The sequence below is a fragment of the Bradyrhizobium sp. USDA 4502 genome (assembly GCF_054063355.1).
Genome location: NZ_JBSSGF010000001.1, coordinates 8,159,900 through 8,177,286, shown reverse-complemented (window position 1 = coordinate 8,177,286; position 17,387 = coordinate 8,159,900). Strand labels below are relative to the sequence as shown.

Below are 17,387 nucleotides of genomic sequence, written 5' to 3'. Positions count from 1 at the left end.
GTCGGCAAAGCCGTCTAGCGCTGCCGCTGCGCGAGATAGAATCCGGCCAACACGGCGGCCAATCCGGCCGCCTGCAGCGTGGTCGGTGGCTCGCCGATCAGGAGCCATCCCAACAGCAGGGTCAGCACCGGCACGGTCGCAGGAAATACGGCTGCGCGGGCAACGCCGAGGCGCTGGATCGACACCGCGAACAGATACATCGCCGCGGGCCCGGCCAGGATGCCCTGGGCGATGGCCTGCAGCGCGTTTTCATGCAGGCCGATGGCCGCATCGCGAGCGAGCCCACCCGAGGCGGCGTACAGCGGAAACAGCGAGAGCGACAGCACGCTGATGACGCTGGCCACGGAGAACGCCGAGACACGCCAATAGCGCACCAGCGTGGCGAAGCCTGCGAACATCAAGCCGGTCGCAACGAAGATCAAATCGCCGATCACGGCGCTCGGCCCCATATGGCCGATCGACTCGCTGCCGATCACGGCAAGGCCGACGACGATGACGACAGCGCCGGCTGCCCGCGAGAGCGAGACCGCTTCCTTCAGCAAGACGACCGCGAGAAACAATCCACCCAGCGTCGCGCAGGACGGCTGGATCACGCTGCCATGCCCCAGCGGCACGAACATGAAGCCGGCATAGCTGATCAGCGACATCACCGGCCCGCCCAGCAGCATCAGCGCCATGCCGCGGCCCCAGCCGATGCCGCAGAGATCGCGGAGGCCGGCGCGCACAACGAGCGGCAGGAAGACGATGCCCGACCACAGGAAGCGATGCATCAGCAGGTCGACCGGTGTGAAACCGACCTTCAGGCCGTGTCGGGTCGCCACGAAGCCGAGCGCCCAGCACAGCGCCGCACCGAGGCCGCATGCGACCCCGAGCAGGATGGCTTTCGTATCTGGAAGAGCTGCAGCCTTGGCGATGGCCGGACGTTCGTTCATCGCGAACGACTACGTTAGTGCCGGAAGCGGATCAACCCATCGATACGCACGGCTGGTTGGCGCAAGCCTACCAGGGTCCGCTTGGATCAAGCTTTGACGTCATTCCGCGCTGCCGCGAAGTCCGCTTGCTGCAAAGGGCGAGCTCGAGGGCCGGTTCACCCTAAGGGAAGCTGGCCTTTCACAGACAAGACGTGGGACTTACTTCCGCGGTTCAACCACGGTTTTTGTCGATCCGTCCGGCGCTCCCTGCATTCCCGGCGGGCTTTGACCTTGCGGGCTTTCCGGCGGCGCACCACCTGATTTTGTTTCAAGTGGCCCGGTCCAACCTTGTGGCTGCAATTGACCTTTTTCTTCCGGTGCCGAGCGCCCGGTTGCCGTGTTCACGTCCTTGTTGGGATCGGCCTGGGCTAGCGCGAATCCACACGACAACGCCCAGCCAATCGTCGTCATCAGAATGATCCTCATTCCGACCTCCCTTGGCTAATCGTACCAAACAGGCTGGACCGGCTTCGGTTCCGTTTGCCGAAGGAGGCGACCAAAATCGGCGTCAAACGATACCCGCTATGGGTCCAGCAGCGGACGTTCGGATGTGGAGCATCAATCTTAAGCCGCGGGCGAACCGCTGCGTTGAGGAAACAGCCGAGGTGCGCCCTCAGGAAGTAACCCGTAAGCCTGGAGCACGCCGTAGACGAGCGCTGCTAGAATGATGAAACCGACGATGCGATTGAGTTTGAACACCTCGAAGCTCTTCGTTGCCAAACGCGATATTGGCTGAGATGCACCACTCACAGCAAGAGCGTTGAAGTCGCGAAGATCAACGTGGCTTTGTGCAAATGGGCCACTAACCTAAACAAGGCCTTCAGAGATCAGGCCGCGCTGTAACCGCCGTCGACCACGTGCGATGCGCCGGTCATGAACGACGCCTTGTCCGAGCACATCCAGACCACGGCTTCGGCGATTTCCTCGGGCACGCCGAGGCGACGGACCGGCACCTTGGCGATGATCTCGTCATAGCGTTCGTCCATCGTCTCCTTGGTCATCGGCGTCTTGATGTATCCGGGATTGACGCAATTCACGCGGATGCCGTCCTGGGCATATTCGATCGCGGCGGACTTGGTCAGCCCGACGACACCGTGCTTGGTCGCGACATAGTGGCCGGACGTCGCGAGGCCGACCAGGCCTGCGATCGAGGCCGTGTTGACGATGGCGCCGCCACCGCCCTGTTTGAGCATTTGCGCGACCTCGTATTTCAGGCACAGGAACACGCCCATCAGATTCACTGAGAATATCTTGGCCACCGAGGCCTGGGTGAGTTCATGAATGCGCTGGCCGGGCGGCCCGACGGAGCGCCCGGCAACGCCGGCATTGTTGAACGCACAATCGATGCGCCCGAACGCCGAAACCGTGCGGGCCACCATGTTCGCGACCTCGGCCTCGTCGGTGACGTCGCCCTGGATCGCGATCGACTGGCCGCCGGCGGCATTGATCAGCGCGACCGTCTCCTCGATGCCGTCCTTCGAGAGGTCCGACACCGCCACGCGCGCGCCTTCACGCGCCATGGCGATCGCCGTCGCCCGGCCGATGCCGGAGCCGCCGCCCGTCACCAATGCAGCCTTGCCGTCCAGAATGCCTGCCATGAGAAACTCCTCTAAAGCGCGACGCGATCGAATCGAATCGTCATCGCGCTCTTTGCTCCCTGTTTGAGCATGATCTTGCCGGAAAACCGCTTCGCACTTTTCCGGATCATGCTCTAGCGCTTGCCTTCGATTGCGATCTCGACGAGGTACGGCCGCTGCGCCGCGACGGCCTTTGCGACGGCACCGGCGATGCCGTCCGCGTTCTCGACCCTGACCGCCTCGACGCCCATGCCGGCCGCGAGATGCACGAAGTCGAGCGCGGGGCCGGTGATATCCATGTTCTGATAGGGATGCTGGGTGCCGGCTTCAAAGTTCTGGCGCCAGACGTCCACATTGTGCTTGAGGATGCGGTACTCGCGGTTCGCCAGCACCACGAACACGATCGCAAGCTTGTGGTGCGCGGCGGTCCACAGCGCCTGGATCGCGTACATCGCCGAGCCGTCGCCGGAGATCGCGACCACCGGACGATCCGGCATCGCGACCTTGACGCCGATCGCCCCGGCGAGGCCCTGGCCGATGCCGCCGCCACGACCGCCGAAATAATCGCCGAAGCCGCGATAGTCGAAGGCGCGCGCGAGATCGAGGCTCGCCGTGATGCTTTCATCGACGATGACGACATCATCGGGCAGGCCGCGACGAAGCTCCGCGGTGACACGCGGCATCGCGGTCGGCTGCCGGTCCCAGCTTTTCTCGACGCGTGCGCGATAGGCCTCCTTCTCCTTCGCCTGCAATTCGGCCAGCGCGGCATTGCGGTTCTGCGCGGCCTGCCTGAAGTCCGCGCCCGCCTTTGCACGTACCGCTTCCGACAAGACACCGACGCTGACGGCGATGTCGCCGACGATGCCGGCATCGAGCCGGTTGTTGAGCGCGAGACGCTCGGCCGAGGCTTCGATCTGCAGCACGGACGCGCCGTCAGGGATGTGACCACCAGGCGCAAACCAGATGTCCTCAAAGAACGGGCCGCCGACCAGCAGCACGAGATCGGCATCGCCGAGCGCCTTGCGCACCTGCCTTGCGTCGCCCGGAAGCGACTGACGATAGCTCGGATGGCTGGTCGGGAACGGCGCGTGATGGCGGAGCCCCTCGAACCACACGGTGGCGCCGATCGCTTCCGTGAGCACCACCAGCGCCTGCTCGCCGCCCGATCGTGCCACGTCGTCGCCAGCGATGATGGCCGGCTTTTTCGACTTCAGAAGCAGCGCGACAAACGCTTCGATGCCGGCCGGATCGGGGCGCGTCGAGCGCCACAAATTGTCCGGCGCCAGAGCATCGACCGCGGTCTCCTGTTCCATGACGTCGATCGGCAGCGACACGAACACCGGCCCCTGCGGCGCATCGGTCGCCACCTTGAACGCGCGGCGCATGATCGGCGCGATCTCGTCGGCGCGCTCGATCTGCACGCTCCACTTGGTCACCGGCGCCGCCATCGCGACGAGGTCATGGCCGAGCAGCGGATTCTTCAGCCGCATTCGCGTATCCTGCTGGCCGGCCGTCACGACCACGGGCGAACCCGCCTTCAGCGCGCCGTAGAGCGAGCCGATGCCGTTGCCGAGGCCGGGAGCGACGTGCAGGTTGGCGACGGTGACCCGCCCCGACGCCTGCGCGTAGAAGCTGGCGGCGCTGACCGCGACACCTTCATGCAGCGCCATGATGTATTCGAGTTGCGGAAAGGCCGGCAGGCTATCGAGCAGCGGCGTTTCGGTCGTGCCGGGATTGCCGAAGATATGGCGCACGCCGTGCGACACGAACGATTCCATCAGCACACGACGCCCGCGCATTCGCTCCCTCTCGATCGTTCTGATCCGTTTTGCGCATCATCGGCCGGGGAGCGCCCCGTGGCAACCGTGCGAGACGGCCAGCATCCGCGCGGCCGGCTGCGTCTTCCGCATGGCTTCAAGGCGCGGCCGCGCCAGCGAGGCCGCGGCCCTGCCACTTCCGCGGCCAAAGCAGCCACGAATGAAAAGGGCCACCGTTTTGGGTGGCCCTTTTGCTCATTTTTTGAGGTTGGCGGCAAACAGCTTTGCGGCTTCGGCCTTGGATTCCTGATCCGCCTTGGCGTCGTATCTGAGCGGCAGGTTGAACTTCTTGCCGAGCTCGGTGGCTTCGGGGTTGGTGAACGCGTGAACCGCGCCGGGATACTCGACGATGCGGTAATCGGCCTTCGCGGCGTCGAAATCCTTCTTCAGCGCATCATACTGCTCGCGCTTCACGAACGGGTCGTCCGCGCCGTTCAGGATCAGGATTTTCGCCTTGACGGTGCCCGGCGCCGGTGCGGGGGTGTTAAGACCGAGCGATGCGTGGAAGCCCGCGACGGCGGCAAGATCGGCGCCGGTGCGCGCCATGTTCAGCACCACCGCGCCGCCGAAGCAGTAACCGACGGCGCCGATCCGCTGCGGATTGACCGAGGCCTGCTTGGCGAGTTGCTCGCGCGCGGCATTGAAGCGCTGCTCCATCACCTTCGGGTTCTTCATCACCGAGCCCGAGAGCGCGCCGGCATCCTTCGGGTTGTCGGCAGTCTTGGCGTCGCCGTACATATCTGCGATGAAGGCCACGTAGCCCTGCTCCGCGAACTTCCGCGCCTCGTTGTGGATATGCGGGGTGATGCCCCACCATTCGTGCACCATGACGATGCCGGGCCGCTTGGCCTGGGTCGCGTCGTCATAGACGACGAAGCCCTTCATCGTGGTCTCGCCATCGCTATAGGTGACTGGCTCTTCCTTGACCGCTGCGTGTGCGCTCGCAACCATCGCGATGGCGCAGAGTGCTCCCACTATGTTCGTTATGATCGTTCGCATGCTGACCTCCTGCGGGTTTGGCACGAAACGACATTGGCATACCAGCGAATCCTGCGCTAGGCTTGGAAAGCGGAGCCGCTTCGCTCGCCGGCTGCGCATCATCTCCCGAGCGCGCGGGCGTCCGGCCCGCGGCCGAGCGCGCCAACATTTCTGTCGGTTGCTGATCTGTGAACGATGTTGCGTCAAGGTCAGCGCGTCGCCGTTGCTGAGCTTGTCGCGCTATCGATGAACGCAACCGGCGTGCCCTTCGCGACACCGGCCGCGACGCGCTGCGCGTCCCAGTTGGTGAGCCGGACGCAGCCGTGGGACTCCGCCTTGGAGACCTTGCCGGGATCGGGCGTGCCGTGAATGCCATAGCCTTCGCCCGAGAGGTTGATCCAGACCACACCGACCGGGTTGTTCGGACCGGGCCTGATCGTGAACGGCGTCTTCGATCTGACGCCCTTGAACGCGTATTCCGGATTGTAGCGATAGGTCGGGTTCTTGTTGATCGCTGTCACCTTCAGCGTTCCGCTCGGCGTCGGCTTCTCCGCGCTGCCGACCGTCGCAGGATAGAAGCCGAGCAGCTTGCCTGCTGCATCGAACGTGCTGAGCGCCTGCCGCGTCTTGTCGACCTCGACGCGCGCGACTTGCGGCGGTTTTCCGGCATCGGCGACGTTCGCAACCGCAATGGTCTCGCCGGCCTTGTCGAACGTCTGTCCCGGATTGAGCGCCTGAAGCAGCGCCTCGCTCATGTGGAATTTTTCGGCGAGCGCTTCGCGTGGACTGGTGTAGCCCAGCGCCGGCAAGCTCTTCATGCTCTCCATCTTCGCGGGGATCCTCTTCGCGAACGGCCCCTTCACGTCGGCGTCGACGATCGTGTAGCTGACGATCGCAGGCCCCTCGCTGGCGGCTGTGAGCCCGCTCCAGAGCTCTGGCGTCACCGCCTTGTCGAAGGACAATCCATTCGCGTCGGCAAACGCCCGGAGCGCCTTCTGCGCGTTGTCGCCCAGCTTGCCGTCGATCTCGCCGGGAGAAAAATGCGCACGGTCGAGCAGGATCTCGAGCCTGGCAACGAAGGCGTTGAGCTGACCACGGTCCGGCAACTTTGCGGGCGGCGCCGCCACGTCGTTGATCGCGGCCGCATCAAGACCGGCGGCCACCGCTGGCGGGGCCGACACGAGCAAAAGTGCGATGGCAAAGCGTGCAACGGAAAACGGTCGGAACATCGTGTATCCCAACGTGGCTACTTTCCGTAAAGCTACGGAAAGCGTCGAAGTTCCAATGCGAATAGCGGCCAAGTTCCGCGGCGGAACGGCCGATTTCGCGGCTTCGCCGCAATCGACCCGCTAAAAAGTCGTGATCCGAGGTGCATTTGCGCGCAACCCACATCACAATTCAGGTCTCTGGAAGCAAATGCGATTTGTCATCGCGGCGCTTGCCGCGTTTCTTGTCTTGATGCTCGATTTCGATCGTTCGCCAGGTTCGATCAATGGCTCAACCCAAGCCCCGACATTCTCGCGCGACGCGACATCCGACGCCGTTCCGTTTGCCGCGCGCTTTATCGAAAGTGCTGATGCCGGCGAGGCGCCCGCTGCGACGGGCGCGGACAAGACGCCCGCGCCTGCGGCGCAGCCGAGCGATGCCGCGGCCGAGCCGCAGCCGTCCGCGATCGACAAATTCTGCCACAGCCTGAAGGACGCGGCGCAGGCGAGCGAAATCCCCGTTGCGTTCTTTGCGCGGCTGATCTGGCAGGAGAGCCGCTTTCGCTCGAACGAGATCAGCCATGCCGGTGCGCAGGGCGTTGCGCAGTTCATGCCGGAGACGGCGGCCGAAGTCGGGCTCGACGATCCCTTCGATCCGCTGCAGGCGTTGCCGGCATCCGCAAGACTGCTGCGCAAGCTGCGCGACGATTTCGGCAATCTCGGCCTGGCGGCGGCCGCCTACAATGCCGGCAGCGGCCGCGTCCAGAAATGGCTCGCCCGGCAGAGCGAGCTGCCGCGCGAGACCCGCGACTATGTCCGGATCATCACCGGCACCAAGGCGGAGGACTGGGTCGAGCATGCCGAGACGCTCGCCATCCGCATCGACTTGCCGGGCGAAGCGCCGTGCGAAGGCATAGGCGGCCTCTCGAAGGCGAAGGATGTCGCCTTCGTCGCGGCGTCGCCGGCGTCCGCGGTGACGACGATCATCCGCAAGGCCGAGGCCGCGCGAGAGGCGGCAAGGTCGGTCGCCGGCCGCGCGCGCAAGCGGCTCGCGCTGCTGCTCAGAAAGAGCTCGCCGGGCGCGGCCCGGCTCGGCAAGGCGCGCCCGACCGTCGTCGCCGCCAAAACGAAATCCGGCAAGACCCGCGCCATTCACGTCGCCTCGCGCGCGCGTTCGTCGAGCTGAGGCCGCGTCACGACGCGTGCACCGCCGCAAGCGTGGGCCGGCGATATTTCCGCTCAGGAAACTGAGCGCACTGGTGTATGTTGCCGGTCGTTTTCAGATCGGTTTGCTTGCAATTTTCATTTCCCAGTGGGCGTTGTCATGACGTTGATCGATGGTTTGGGTTATCTGGCGTCGGCGCTTGTGTTGCTGACGTTCTGCATGAGTACGATGTTGAGCCTGCGCGCTGTCGCGATATTCAGCAATCTGGCATTCATCAGCTATGGATTGGGCGACCGGATCTACCCGGTGCTTATCCTGCATATCATTCTGCTGCCGCTGAACGTGGTGTTGCTGTTCCAGATGGTTCGGCTGCTTCGGAAAGCGAAGCGTGCTGCAGCGACGGACCTTTCTCCGAACTGGCTGCAGCCGTTCATGCAGCCGAAGCATCTCAAGGCGGGAGAAACGATCTTCCGGAAGGGCGACGACGCCGACCTGCTGTACATGGTCGTGTCCGGCGAGGTCAGGTTTCCCGAGATCGATCGCGGGGTATCGGCGGGTGAACTGTTCGGCGAGATCGGGCTGTTTTCGCTCGAGCGCCGCCGCACGCAAACCGCTCAAGCCGCGACCGATGTAGATCTGCTCTGGATCAGCGACAGCGCACTGAGGAAGCTGTGCGAGCGCAACCCGGGACTGTCGCTGTATTTCCTGCGCTTGACGGCGACGAGGATGACGGAAAACGCGGCTCGCGCTATCGGGGTCGGCGAGGTGGCGCCCAGTCCGGCGTAAGGTGCGCCGCCTCGCTTGCCGGCGCTACGGCGCGGACGACGCCGCAAGGCTCGGCAGCGGCGCAAACTGCATCTCTGCAACGGCCGAGCCGGCGTATGCACTGGCGATCAGGATCATGACTCGAATGGCGACGAACATGGTGCCTCCTCAGTCTTGTTGTTGGTCTTTCAATGCCAGAGACTTCTTTCCCGCCGGTGAGGAAAGCTGGTTGCCGCAACCTTGAAGGCATTGGTAAGCGGGCCGTTTACGCAAGCCCATTCATGAGTTGGGAACCGTATCGGCTGATCGGCCGCAGCGCTAAACGCGCGGTTCACCGTCACCGGGCATTGTTCGCCTCAATCAAGAAGGCGCAAGCACAATGCCGATTTTCAGGACGATCCTTGTTGTCGTATCGATTTTTCTTGCCGGTTTGTACGTCTACGACAGTTGCCGCAGCGATGGGCTCGCCATGCCGGTTTCGGGAAACGGAATCCTTGCACGGCGCTGGCCGGAACCGGACGCGTTTCATCCGACGGCAGCCCCTGTTTCCGCGACCGCCGGCACCGTGACGCCGGCCGCGCGCGTTAGGGAAACGTTTGCGATGTTCATCCCCAAGGATGCGCGACGCCATCCGATGCAGCGCAGCCTTTAGAGCATGATCCGGAAAAGTGGAAACCGGTTTTCCGAAAAGATCATGCTCAAACAAGGAGATGAGATCATGATGCGATTCTGTGGAAACGCATCATGATCTAGCGGCCTCGGGTCAGCCCAGCGATGCGCCGGCCTTGGCGCGGCTTATTCCGAGCGTCACGATGCGCTGCAGAAGATCCGGATAGTCCAGCCCGTCATGCCCGGCGGCCGTCGCGAACTCCTGGCTCTTGGCGATTTCGGGGTTGGGATTGGCTTCGATGAAATACGGAACGCCATTGGTGGACAGGCGGAAGTCGATGCGCGCATAGCCATCGAGCCCCAGCGTCCGGTAGATGCGCTTCGCCAGCCGTTGGATATGGGCGGATAGTTCCGGCGTGAGATCCTCGGCCGGGCCATCGACAATCCCGACGCGCTCCTGATAGCTGGTATCGTGCTTGACCTTTTCGGTGGCGATCTGGCGCGCGGCAGGGCCGCCCATGCTGCCGAATTTCAATTCCCACACCGGCAGCACCCGCAGCCGGTTGTTGCCGAGCACGCCGACATAGAGCTCGCGTCCCTCGATGAATTGCTCGGCGATCGCGGCCGTTCCGATCCGCTCATGGATGAAGGCGACGCGCTCGGCGAGCTTCTCGTCGGTATCGACGATCGACGCCTGCGAGATACCGAGCGATCCATCGCTGCTCAGGCTCTTGACGATCAGCGGCAGCTCGAGACGCGGCGGCCGCTTGACCTTGCGGCGCATCGGAAACACCGCGAAGGCCGGCACCGGAATCCGGCGGTGGTGCACCAGCGTCTTGGACAGATCCTTGCCGCGCGCCAGGATCAGGCCGCGCGGGTTGCATCCGGTATAGGCGATCTTCATCAACTCGAGATAGCTCGCGATGTGCTGGTCGTACACGACGTCGTAGTGAAACTCCTCCAGCAGCGTGAACACGACGTGCGGCTTGAAGCCCTCGATCTCGTCGCGCACCGGCTTGATTTCCTCCTGCACGCCAAGCGGACGTACCTCATGGCCGGCCGCGCGCAGGGTGCTGACGACGTCGTATTCCGTCTTCCACTCGTTGATCTCCCGCGCGCTGTATCCATCGCTGGAGTCGGGCGGCACACAGTCCGGGTGCATCAGCACCAGAATGCGAAGCTGTTTCATAGCGCGATCCATTTCCGGCGCGACGGGCCGAACAGCGCGTGCATAGTCTTGGCGGTCAGCAGAATGGTGAAGTTTGTCACGAGCTTCTGCTCGGGGCCGACGGCACGCAGATTGAGCTCGCGGCAGCGCGAGATCATATCATCGAGCACGGCATCGAGCGTCAACTGGTTCTCGCCCGTCCAGCGCGCCACCAGCTGCCTGATCTGGGCGCGGTGCCGCCTGATGAAGGCTGCGGCCGGCGGACGCCGATAATGCCGCGGATCGGCGGAGAACAGCTTGGAGAGATCGCGGTCATAGGTCTTCGGCGGCGTGAAAGCGTAGAATGCCTGCTTCTTCCTGTAGTGCTCGGCGAGCGTTTGCTTGAGCGTATGCAGCGGATCGACCCGCTCGCGCGTCGGGAGCAGCGGCCGCTTGCCGGCGATCTCGCCCATCAGCTCGTCGACATATTCGAGCTTCTTCAGCGCGGGCCAGCCGGCATAGCGCGTCCGCCAGTTCGAGCGCGGCCGCAGCCACACCGCGAAGGTCTCGGCGAAGTCCTCATCCGGATGGCTCTGCGCGTACCAGAGCCGAAGATGCTGGACATAATTGCGGCTGGCCGGATTGGGCCGGTAGTAGCGCGGGTAGTGCTGCGACGACGGGCCGAACAGCTGCTGCCAGCGCCGGCGGCGCTGCAGCTGGTAGCCGTGCTGCACGGCGTGCCCCGCCTCGTGGCGGAGAATGGCCATGCACTCGGACCACGAGGCGCCCTCGACGTCGAGCATCATCTTCTTCTCGAGCTTCATCAGGCGGGGATGGGCGAGGTAGAACGGGATCGCGATGCCGGGCACATCTGCCGGGCTGAACCATTCGCTCGAGATCCATGTGTGCGGCCGCAACCGGATGCCGCGCTCCTCGAGCTCCTCATAGAGCGTATTCACACAATCGGCGAGCCAGGTGCCCTCGACGGCAACCCTCAGACGATTGAGCGGTTGCGCGAGCAACTGCTCGTCCGTCAGCTTTTCCCAGGCAAATTTGCGGCGCGGCATAGGCTTCCAAAGTCTAAAGCAAATCGGACTCTGGATGGTGTCATAGGTTGCCGCCGGCAACAACCGCCGGGCCTTCGCGGCGAGCCTCCGGCCAATGCCGGCATCGGGCCGGCCCGAGTGTCCGCCTTGGGCGGCGGGCAGCGCGCCGAGCCCGATTCGCCGGCTCAAGGCGACGCTCATCTGGCGTCCTAAGGCTTGACCCAGCGTTGCACGGCAGCGGCGGTGTCGGCCGGCCTGGTGTTGAAGCAGATGGCGGCATCGGGGGCGAGCCGGTGCACCAGATTGAGGATCGTCTCGAACAGCAAGAGCCGCTCCGGCGGCTCGCGCAGCCCGGCACCGATCACGACGCAGTCGTAGCGGCGCGCGTTGAGGGCCGCCGCCGTCACGGCTTCCGCCGTATCGCCGAGGTCGATCAGGCAGCTCTCGACGTCGTAGCCGAGCGTCCGCAGGCCGTCGATCTGCGCGTCGAGATAGCTGCGTACCAGTTCGGGCGTGAACTGCGGCATGACGGACAGATCGACGAAGGTAGGGTCGAGGCCGATCGCCAGCACGGATGGCTTCGTCATGGTGGCAGTTCCCGGTTCAAAAGAATTTTGTCCGAGCATGCCGCAGATTTGAGTCGAAATCACGGACACGACGACCCGAAGCTACCTTGTAGCCCGGGTGAGCGAAGCGACACCCGGGGTTGCTCGTCGCAAAGACCCGCATCTCGCTTCGCTCATGCGGGCTACATGGTTTCGCTCCGTCGAAATCGCCGAGCCGTCAGCGGCAGCCATGATCCTGCGCGGCACGCGCAGCGATTGCGGCGCGCCGCTTGAGGAACTCGCGCTCGCGCGAATTGCCGGCTAATGCGGCGGCGGCCTCGAACGCGGCATGCGCCTCCGCGAAACGGCTCAGCTTATTCAGCAGATCGCCGCGCACGCTCGGCAGCAGATGATAGGATTTCAGCGCCGGCTCATCGGTGAGGCCGTCGACGATCGCGAGTGCGGCCAGCGGCCCCTCGGCCATGCCGATCGCAACTGCGCGGTTGAGCTCGATCACGGGTGAATCCAAGAGCGCGGCGAGATCGCCGTACAGCGCGGCGATGCGGCGCCAGTCGGTCGCGTCCGGTGTTCCGGCTTCGGCGTGGCAGGCGGCGATCGCGGCCTGCAGCACATAGAAGCCGCCGGCGCCGCCGAGCTCGCGGGCGCGCGCCAGCGCGAGCTGCCCGCGGCGGATCTGCAGGCGATCCCACCGCGCACGGTTCTGGTCCATCAGCAGGATCGGCTCACCGGACGCATCGGTGCGCGCCGCCATCCGCGAGGCGTTGAACTCCATCAGCGCCAGCAGGCCGTGCGCCTCCGGCTCCGATGGTGCGATCGAGGTCAGCACGCGGCCCATGCGCAGCGCCTCGTTGCAGAGCTGCGGCCGCAGCCATTCGTCGCCGCTTGCCGCGGTATAGCCCTCGTTGAAGATGAGGTAGACGACCTCGAGCACGGAGGCGAGCCGCTCGGACAGCTCCTCGCCGCGCGGCGTCTCGTAGGCAAGGCCCGACTCCGACAATGTGCGCTTGGCGCGCACGATGCGCTGGGCGATGGTCGCCTCCGCCTGCAGGAAAGCGCGCGCGATCTCCTCGGTGGTGAGGCCGCAGATCATCCGAAGCGCCAGCGCGGCGCGCGCCTCCCGCGACAGGCGCGGATGGCAGGCGGTGAAGATCAGCCGCAGCAATTCGTCACCGATATCGTCGTCGAGCGCGGCATCGAAGTCGGGCATGGTCTCCTGCTCCCGCGCCAGGTCGTGCGCGATCACGCCGTGCTTCTCGGCCAGCATGCGATTGCGGCGCAGATGGTCGAGCGCGCGGCGTTTGGCCGTCGCCATCAGCCAGGCACCGGGCTTTTCCGGCACGCCATCGGCCGGCCAATGCTCGAGCGCGGCGACCAGCGCTTCCTGGGTCAGGTCCTCGGCGAGCGGCACGTCGCGCAGCATCCGCGACAGGCTGGTGATCAGCCGCGGCTGCTCGATGCGCCACACCGCAAGGATCGTGGCCTGGATGTCGGCGGCCGTCATCGCCGCCGACCTGGATTCTCGGCTTGACGCGTTGTCTTCACGCGAACCGGCGTCCAATTCGCTTGCGAACGCCCTGTTCGCGCGGCGCATCAGGCGCAGGCGGACACATCGACCTGACAACCGCCGTCGCCGCCCGGGGTGGCGAAGGGGCGAACCTCACAGGTTCCCTCCCAACCCGGCATATGCTCCTTGTGCAGCTGCATGAACTCGACGGCGGCGGCGACCGCCTCTTCCCTGTTGCGGAGCTCGAAGATCGCGTAGCCGCCGATCATCTCCTTGGTCTCGACGAAGGGCCCGTCGACGACGTTGAGCTTGCCGTCGGAGATGCGGACCTGGGCGCCCATCGCTACCGGCAACAGCCCGCCGGTGTCGATCATGCGGCCCGCCTTGATTTCCCGCTCGGCAAGCCTGCCCATCGCCTCCATCAGAGCGGGCGTCGGCGGGCCCGGGGGCTGCGCGGAGGTGACGATATACATGAAGCGCATCGGAAAACTCCTGTTGGGCGAGACGCGGCGATGATCGCCGCAAGACCGGCTCGCTATCGGGAACGACGATCCGGGAGGAGGTGAATCGACATGGGAAAGGGAATTTTTTTCGGGCAGAAGCAGATCGTACCGGCCCCATCGTCGTCCCTGCGAAAGCACGGACGACACGGAGCTTGTGGCAATCCCGTAGCCCGGGTGAGCGAAGCGATACCCGGGGAATGCACCGGCGAAATCCCGCATATCGCTTGCGCTCATGCGGGCTACGAAGCCAGCACCCGATCTACTGCTCCCGCAGCATGATCAGCGGGTCGGCGCTGTCGGGGACGCGGCGCCACTGAGCATTGTCGTCGGCCTCGAACTGCCAGGTCTCGCCCTTGGCCGACATCAGGATCATCTGGCCGTGATCGAGCCGCCACATGGTCGGGTTGAAGGCCGCGACCGCGGGATCGCATTTGCCTTTCAGGAACACCTGGAAATTGTCGTTGCCGGCGTCGGTGTTGGTCAGCACCAGCGTGCAGATCGCCTGGCCGTTGCCGCGGACCATCGACCAGTCGCCGATCATCTGGTCCATCGATTTGGCGAGCGAGCGCGCCGCGGCAAGGTTTTGCAGGATGTAGACGCCCTCGTTCGTGCGCATGCCTTCGAAGATGCCGGTCTCGACCTCGGTGAAATCGATCACGGTCTCGCCGGCGGCATTGTGCAGCCGCACGATGTCGCCGAGGCCCTTGATGCTCCAGCCGGTGATGTCCTTGGTGAAGGGCAGCGCGGCGGCGCAGGCGGGCTCGAGCTCGAGCTTGAAGCCTTGCGGCGCCGTATCGCCCTTCAGCGTCACGACGCAGGTCTTGCTGCGCTCGGTGGTGGCGAGCTCCCACTGCCCGATCATGTCCTTCTTCAACGTCGTGACGTCCTGCGCCGCTGCCGGACCGCACGCGGCCAGCAGCAGACACAGCACGGCGTTGAAGCGGGACAACGACATCAGCGATCCTTGACCGGCGTTTCGGCAACCGGCGTCAGCGGCGGCTTGCCGGCGAACCAGTTCTTGATATTGTCGACCACGAGCTGGTCCATCGCGTTGCGCGTCACCACCGAGGCCGAGCCGATATGCGGCAGCAGCACGACGTTCTGCATCGCCTTCAATTCGTCGGGCACGTTCGGTTCGGCCGCGAACACGTCGAGACCGGCGGCCAGGATGGTGCCGGACTTCAGCGCCGCGACCAGCGCCGGCTCGTCAACCACCGAGCCGCGCGCGACATTGATCAGCACGCCGCGGGGACCGAGCGCCTTCAAGACGTCGGCATTGATCATCTTCGCCGTCGAGGCGCCGCCCGGCACGATGACGATCAAGGTGTCGACCGCCTTCGCCATCTCGATCAGATCGGGATAGTGCTTGTAGGAGACGTCCTTGGACGGATTGCGCGAGTGATAGGACACCGGCACCCGCGAGGCTTCAAGACGGCGTCCGATCGCCTGGCCGATCCGGCCCATGCCGACGATGCCGATCTTGCGGTCGCGCAGCGAGCCGACGCTGAGCGGATAGTTCTGGGTCTGCCACAGCCCGGAGCGCACGTAGCGGTCGGCCTTGACGAATTCGCGCAACGTCGCGATCAACAGGCCCATCGCGACATCGGCGACCTCCTCGGTCAGCACGTCGGGCGTATTGGTGACCACGATATTGTGATCGCGCGCATAGGCGGAATCGACGTGGTCGTAGCCGACGCCGAAGCTGCCGACGATCTCGAGCTTCGGAAACATCGCCAGCGCGGTCTTGTCGGTCGCCATCGTGTGATAGGTGACGGCGATGCCGCGGATCTTCGCCAGCGTATCGGGCGTCAGCCGCTCGAGGTCGCCGCGGCTCTCGGCACGGTGCAGCGCGTATTGATCGGGAAAGCCGTTTTCGAGGATTGGCCGGATCGGTCCATAGATCAACAGATCGATCTTTTCGGAAGAAATCGGGGCCATCAACTGTCCTTTCCTAACGCGCTTTCATGCCAACGCCGCAGCAACAAATGCGAAACTAGCGCCAGCAACCCATAAATGACAATCCCGGCCAGCGATAGCAGCAGAAGTGCCGCGAACATGCGGGGAATATTCAGCCGGTAGCCTGATTCAGCGATCCGGAAGGCGAGGCCCGAGCCGGCGCCGGCGCTGCCCGCCGCGATCTCCGCGACCACGGCGCCGATCAGCGACAGCCCGCCGGCGATGCGCAGACCGCCGAGGATATAGGGCAGCGCCGCGGGCAGCTTCAGGAACAGCAGCGTCTGCAGCTGTGAGGCGCCATAAAGTTGAAACAATCCGGCGAGGTTGCGATCCACCGAATTGAGGCCGAGCGTCGTGTTCGACAGCACCGGAAAGAACGCCACGATCCAGGCGCAGACGATCACCGCGGTCTGCTGCTGCAGATAGATCAGGAGCAGCGGCGCTATCGCGATGACGGGCGTAACCTGCAGCACCACCGCATAGGGAAACAGCGAATACTCCAGCCATTTCGACTGGTTGAACAATAGCGCCAGCACGATGCCGCCGATTGCTGCGGCAACGAAGCCTTCGAGCGTGGTCAGGAGCGTGACGCCGAGCGATTGCGACAGGATGGGCCAGTCCGCAACCAGCGTCTTCAGCACCAACAGCGGGCTCGGCAGCACGTAAGGTTGGATGCCATAGCCGCGGACGATGGCTTCCCAGAGCAGGACGCCAGCGGCGAACACCGCAAGCGGCAGCAGAAAACGGACGAGGTCCTGCGGAGATTTCATGCGCCCGCCTGCCCTGCATACGATGGCGCCAGCGCGCTGGAGACCTCGCGGCAGAACGCGGCGTATTCGGCCGAGGTGCGGAACTCCTCGCCGCGCGGTTCCGGCGAGGTGATGCGAAACTCCGCGCCGATCCGGCCCGGGCGCGCGGTCATCACGATCACGCGCTCGGAAAGATAGACCGACTCGAACACGGAGTGCGTCACGAAGATGACGGTCTTGTGCAGGGTGCGCCACAGCGACAGCAGGTCGTTGTTGAGGCGAAACCGCGTGATCTCGTCGAGCGCCGCGAACGGCTCGTCCATCAAGAGGACATCCGGATCGGTGACCAGCGCGCGCGCCAGCGACACCCGCATCTTCATGCCGCCGGACAGTTCGCGCGGATAGGCGTCGGCGAACTCCACAAGCCCGACCTGATCCAGCGCCGCATCGATGCGCGCATCGGCGTCGGTCGCAGGCAGCCGGGCAAGCTTCAGCGGCAGGCGGACATTGTCGCGCACGGTAGCCCACGGCATCAGGGTCGGCTCCTGAAATACGAAGCCGATGCGGTGGCTGCCGCGCTGCTCCGCGCCATGATGCGAGACCTCGACCGTGCCGGCGCTTGGCGTGGCGAGACCTGCAATGAGCCGCAGCGCGGTGGACTTGCCGCAACCGGAGGGCCCGAGTAGCGAGACGAACTCGCCGCGCCTCACGTCGAGGTCGAGCGGCCCGAGTGCCCTCACGCCGCTGTCATAGGTCTTGCTGACGCCGCGCAGGCGCACAGCCGACGCTGCATCAGATCCAGACAACGCAGGCTCCGCCATCGCCCGTC

The 17,387-nt window shown here is 64.8% G+C and carries 18 protein-coding genes; 3 read left to right on the top strand and 15 right to left on the bottom strand.

Annotated features, from left to right (window positions below):
- Positions 1 to 14 precede the first annotated feature (14 nt).
- The 6 genes from ACVW1B_RS38030 to ACVW1B_RS38005 all read right to left on the bottom strand — a co-directional run bounded on the left by ACVW1B_RS38030 (position 15) and on the right by ACVW1B_RS38005 (position 6,572).
- Positions 15 to 932 (bottom strand): DMT family transporter, encoded by a 918-nt coding sequence (locus tag ACVW1B_RS38030; protein ID WP_253605008.1) that lies wholly within the window; start codon positions 930 to 932, stop codon positions 15 to 17.
- A gap of 198 nt (positions 933 to 1,130) precedes the next feature.
- Entirely contained in the window at positions 1,131 to 1,397 is a 267-nt protein-coding gene (locus ACVW1B_RS38025) for a hypothetical protein (protein WP_141340539.1), read from the bottom strand.
- Positions 1,398 to 1,798: 401 nt separating this feature from the next.
- A complete protein-coding gene (locus tag ACVW1B_RS38020) occupies positions 1,799 to 2,569 on the bottom strand; it encodes an SDR family NAD(P)-dependent oxidoreductase (protein ID WP_253605010.1) in 771 nt (256 codons plus the stop codon).
- Positions 2,570 to 2,682: 113 nt separating this feature from the next.
- Positions 2,683 to 4,347, bottom strand: a complete 1,665-nt coding sequence (locus ACVW1B_RS38015) for a thiamine pyrophosphate-binding protein (RefSeq protein ID WP_253605011.1) — start codon at positions 4,345 to 4,347, stop codon at positions 2,683 to 2,685.
- A gap of 213 nt (positions 4,348 to 4,560) precedes the next feature.
- Complete coding sequence (locus ACVW1B_RS38010) at positions 4,561 to 5,364, bottom strand: dienelactone hydrolase family protein (RefSeq protein WP_253605013.1); 804 nt, start codon at positions 5,362 to 5,364, stop codon at positions 4,561 to 4,563.
- A 188-nt stretch (positions 5,365 to 5,552) separates the two neighbouring features.
- Positions 5,553 to 6,572 carry a L,D-transpeptidase family protein gene (locus tag ACVW1B_RS38005; protein ID WP_253605014.1) on the bottom strand — a complete coding sequence of 340 codons (1,020 nt, stop codon included), beginning with the start codon at positions 6,570 to 6,572 and terminating at the stop codon, positions 5,553 to 5,555.
- A 187-nt stretch (positions 6,573 to 6,759) separates the two neighbouring features.
- Between ACVW1B_RS38005 and ACVW1B_RS38000 the strand changes: the two genes are divergently transcribed.
- From ACVW1B_RS38000 to ACVW1B_RS37990, 3 genes are all read left to right on the top strand, one after another.
- Positions 6,760 to 7,734, top strand: a complete 975-nt coding sequence (locus ACVW1B_RS38000; protein WP_253605015.1) for a lytic transglycosylase domain-containing protein — start codon at positions 6,760 to 6,762, stop codon at positions 7,732 to 7,734.
- 138 nt (positions 7,735 to 7,872) lie between these two features.
- Positions 7,873 to 8,499 carry a Crp/Fnr family transcriptional regulator gene (locus ACVW1B_RS37995; RefSeq protein WP_076832668.1) on the top strand — a complete coding sequence of 209 codons (627 nt, stop codon included), beginning with the start codon at positions 7,873 to 7,875 and terminating at the stop codon, positions 8,497 to 8,499.
- Between the two features lie 358 nt (positions 8,500 to 8,857).
- The gene (locus ACVW1B_RS37990) at positions 8,858 to 9,130 is read left to right on the top strand and encodes a hypothetical protein (protein WP_253605018.1); all 273 of its coding nucleotides are present in this window, start codon (positions 8,858 to 8,860) and stop codon (positions 9,128 to 9,130) included.
- A gap of 111 nt (positions 9,131 to 9,241) precedes the next feature.
- Here the strand turns inward: ACVW1B_RS37990 and ACVW1B_RS37985 are convergent, their stop codons facing one another.
- The 9 genes from ACVW1B_RS37985 to ACVW1B_RS37945 form a co-directional block, all read right to left on the bottom strand.
- The gene (locus tag ACVW1B_RS37985; RefSeq protein WP_050382451.1) at positions 9,242 to 10,276 is read right to left on the bottom strand and encodes a D-alanine--D-alanine ligase family protein; all 1,035 of its coding nucleotides are present in this window, start codon (positions 10,274 to 10,276) and stop codon (positions 9,242 to 9,244) included.
- The gene (locus ACVW1B_RS37980) at positions 10,273 to 11,481 is read right to left on the bottom strand and encodes a putative zinc-binding metallopeptidase (protein WP_253605020.1); all 1,209 of its coding nucleotides are present in this window, start codon (positions 11,479 to 11,481) and stop codon (positions 10,273 to 10,275) included. The genes ACVW1B_RS37985 and ACVW1B_RS37980 overlap by 4 nt, the downstream gene beginning before the upstream one ends.
- A gap of 8 nt (positions 11,482 to 11,489) precedes the next feature.
- Complete coding sequence (locus tag ACVW1B_RS37975; RefSeq protein WP_253605022.1) at positions 11,490 to 11,867, bottom strand: type 1 glutamine amidotransferase family protein; 378 nt, start codon at positions 11,865 to 11,867, stop codon at positions 11,490 to 11,492.
- Between the two features lie 196 nt (positions 11,868 to 12,063).
- Entirely contained in the window at positions 12,064 to 13,347 is a 1,284-nt protein-coding gene (locus ACVW1B_RS37970; protein WP_057020111.1) for an RNA polymerase sigma factor, read from the bottom strand.
- Positions 13,348 to 13,436: 89 nt separating this feature from the next.
- On the bottom strand, positions 13,437 to 13,832 hold the full coding sequence (locus tag ACVW1B_RS37965) for a YciI family protein (RefSeq protein ID WP_456822838.1): 396 nt from the start codon (positions 13,830 to 13,832) through the stop codon (positions 13,437 to 13,439).
- 280 nt (positions 13,833 to 14,112) lie between these two features.
- Positions 14,113 to 14,808, bottom strand: coding sequence for an AprI/Inh family metalloprotease inhibitor (locus tag ACVW1B_RS37960; RefSeq protein WP_253638002.1), 696 nt, complete (start codon positions 14,806 to 14,808; stop codon positions 14,113 to 14,115).
- Positions 14,808 to 15,791 (bottom strand): 2-hydroxyacid dehydrogenase, encoded by a 984-nt coding sequence (locus ACVW1B_RS37955; protein ID WP_253605033.1) that lies wholly within the window; start codon positions 15,789 to 15,791, stop codon positions 14,808 to 14,810. Before ACVW1B_RS37955 ends, ACVW1B_RS37960 begins: the two co-directional genes overlap by 1 nt.
- The gene (locus ACVW1B_RS37950; RefSeq protein ID WP_253605035.1) at positions 15,791 to 16,579 is read right to left on the bottom strand and encodes an ABC transporter permease; all 789 of its coding nucleotides are present in this window, start codon (positions 16,577 to 16,579) and stop codon (positions 15,791 to 15,793) included. The genes ACVW1B_RS37955 and ACVW1B_RS37950 overlap by 1 nt, the downstream gene beginning before the upstream one ends.
- Positions 16,576 to 17,379 carry an ABC transporter ATP-binding protein gene (locus ACVW1B_RS37945; RefSeq protein WP_375166708.1) on the bottom strand — a complete coding sequence of 268 codons (804 nt, stop codon included), beginning with the start codon at positions 17,377 to 17,379 and terminating at the stop codon, positions 16,576 to 16,578. The genes ACVW1B_RS37950 and ACVW1B_RS37945 overlap by 4 nt, the downstream gene beginning before the upstream one ends.
- Positions 17,380 to 17,387: the final 8 nt, after the last annotated feature.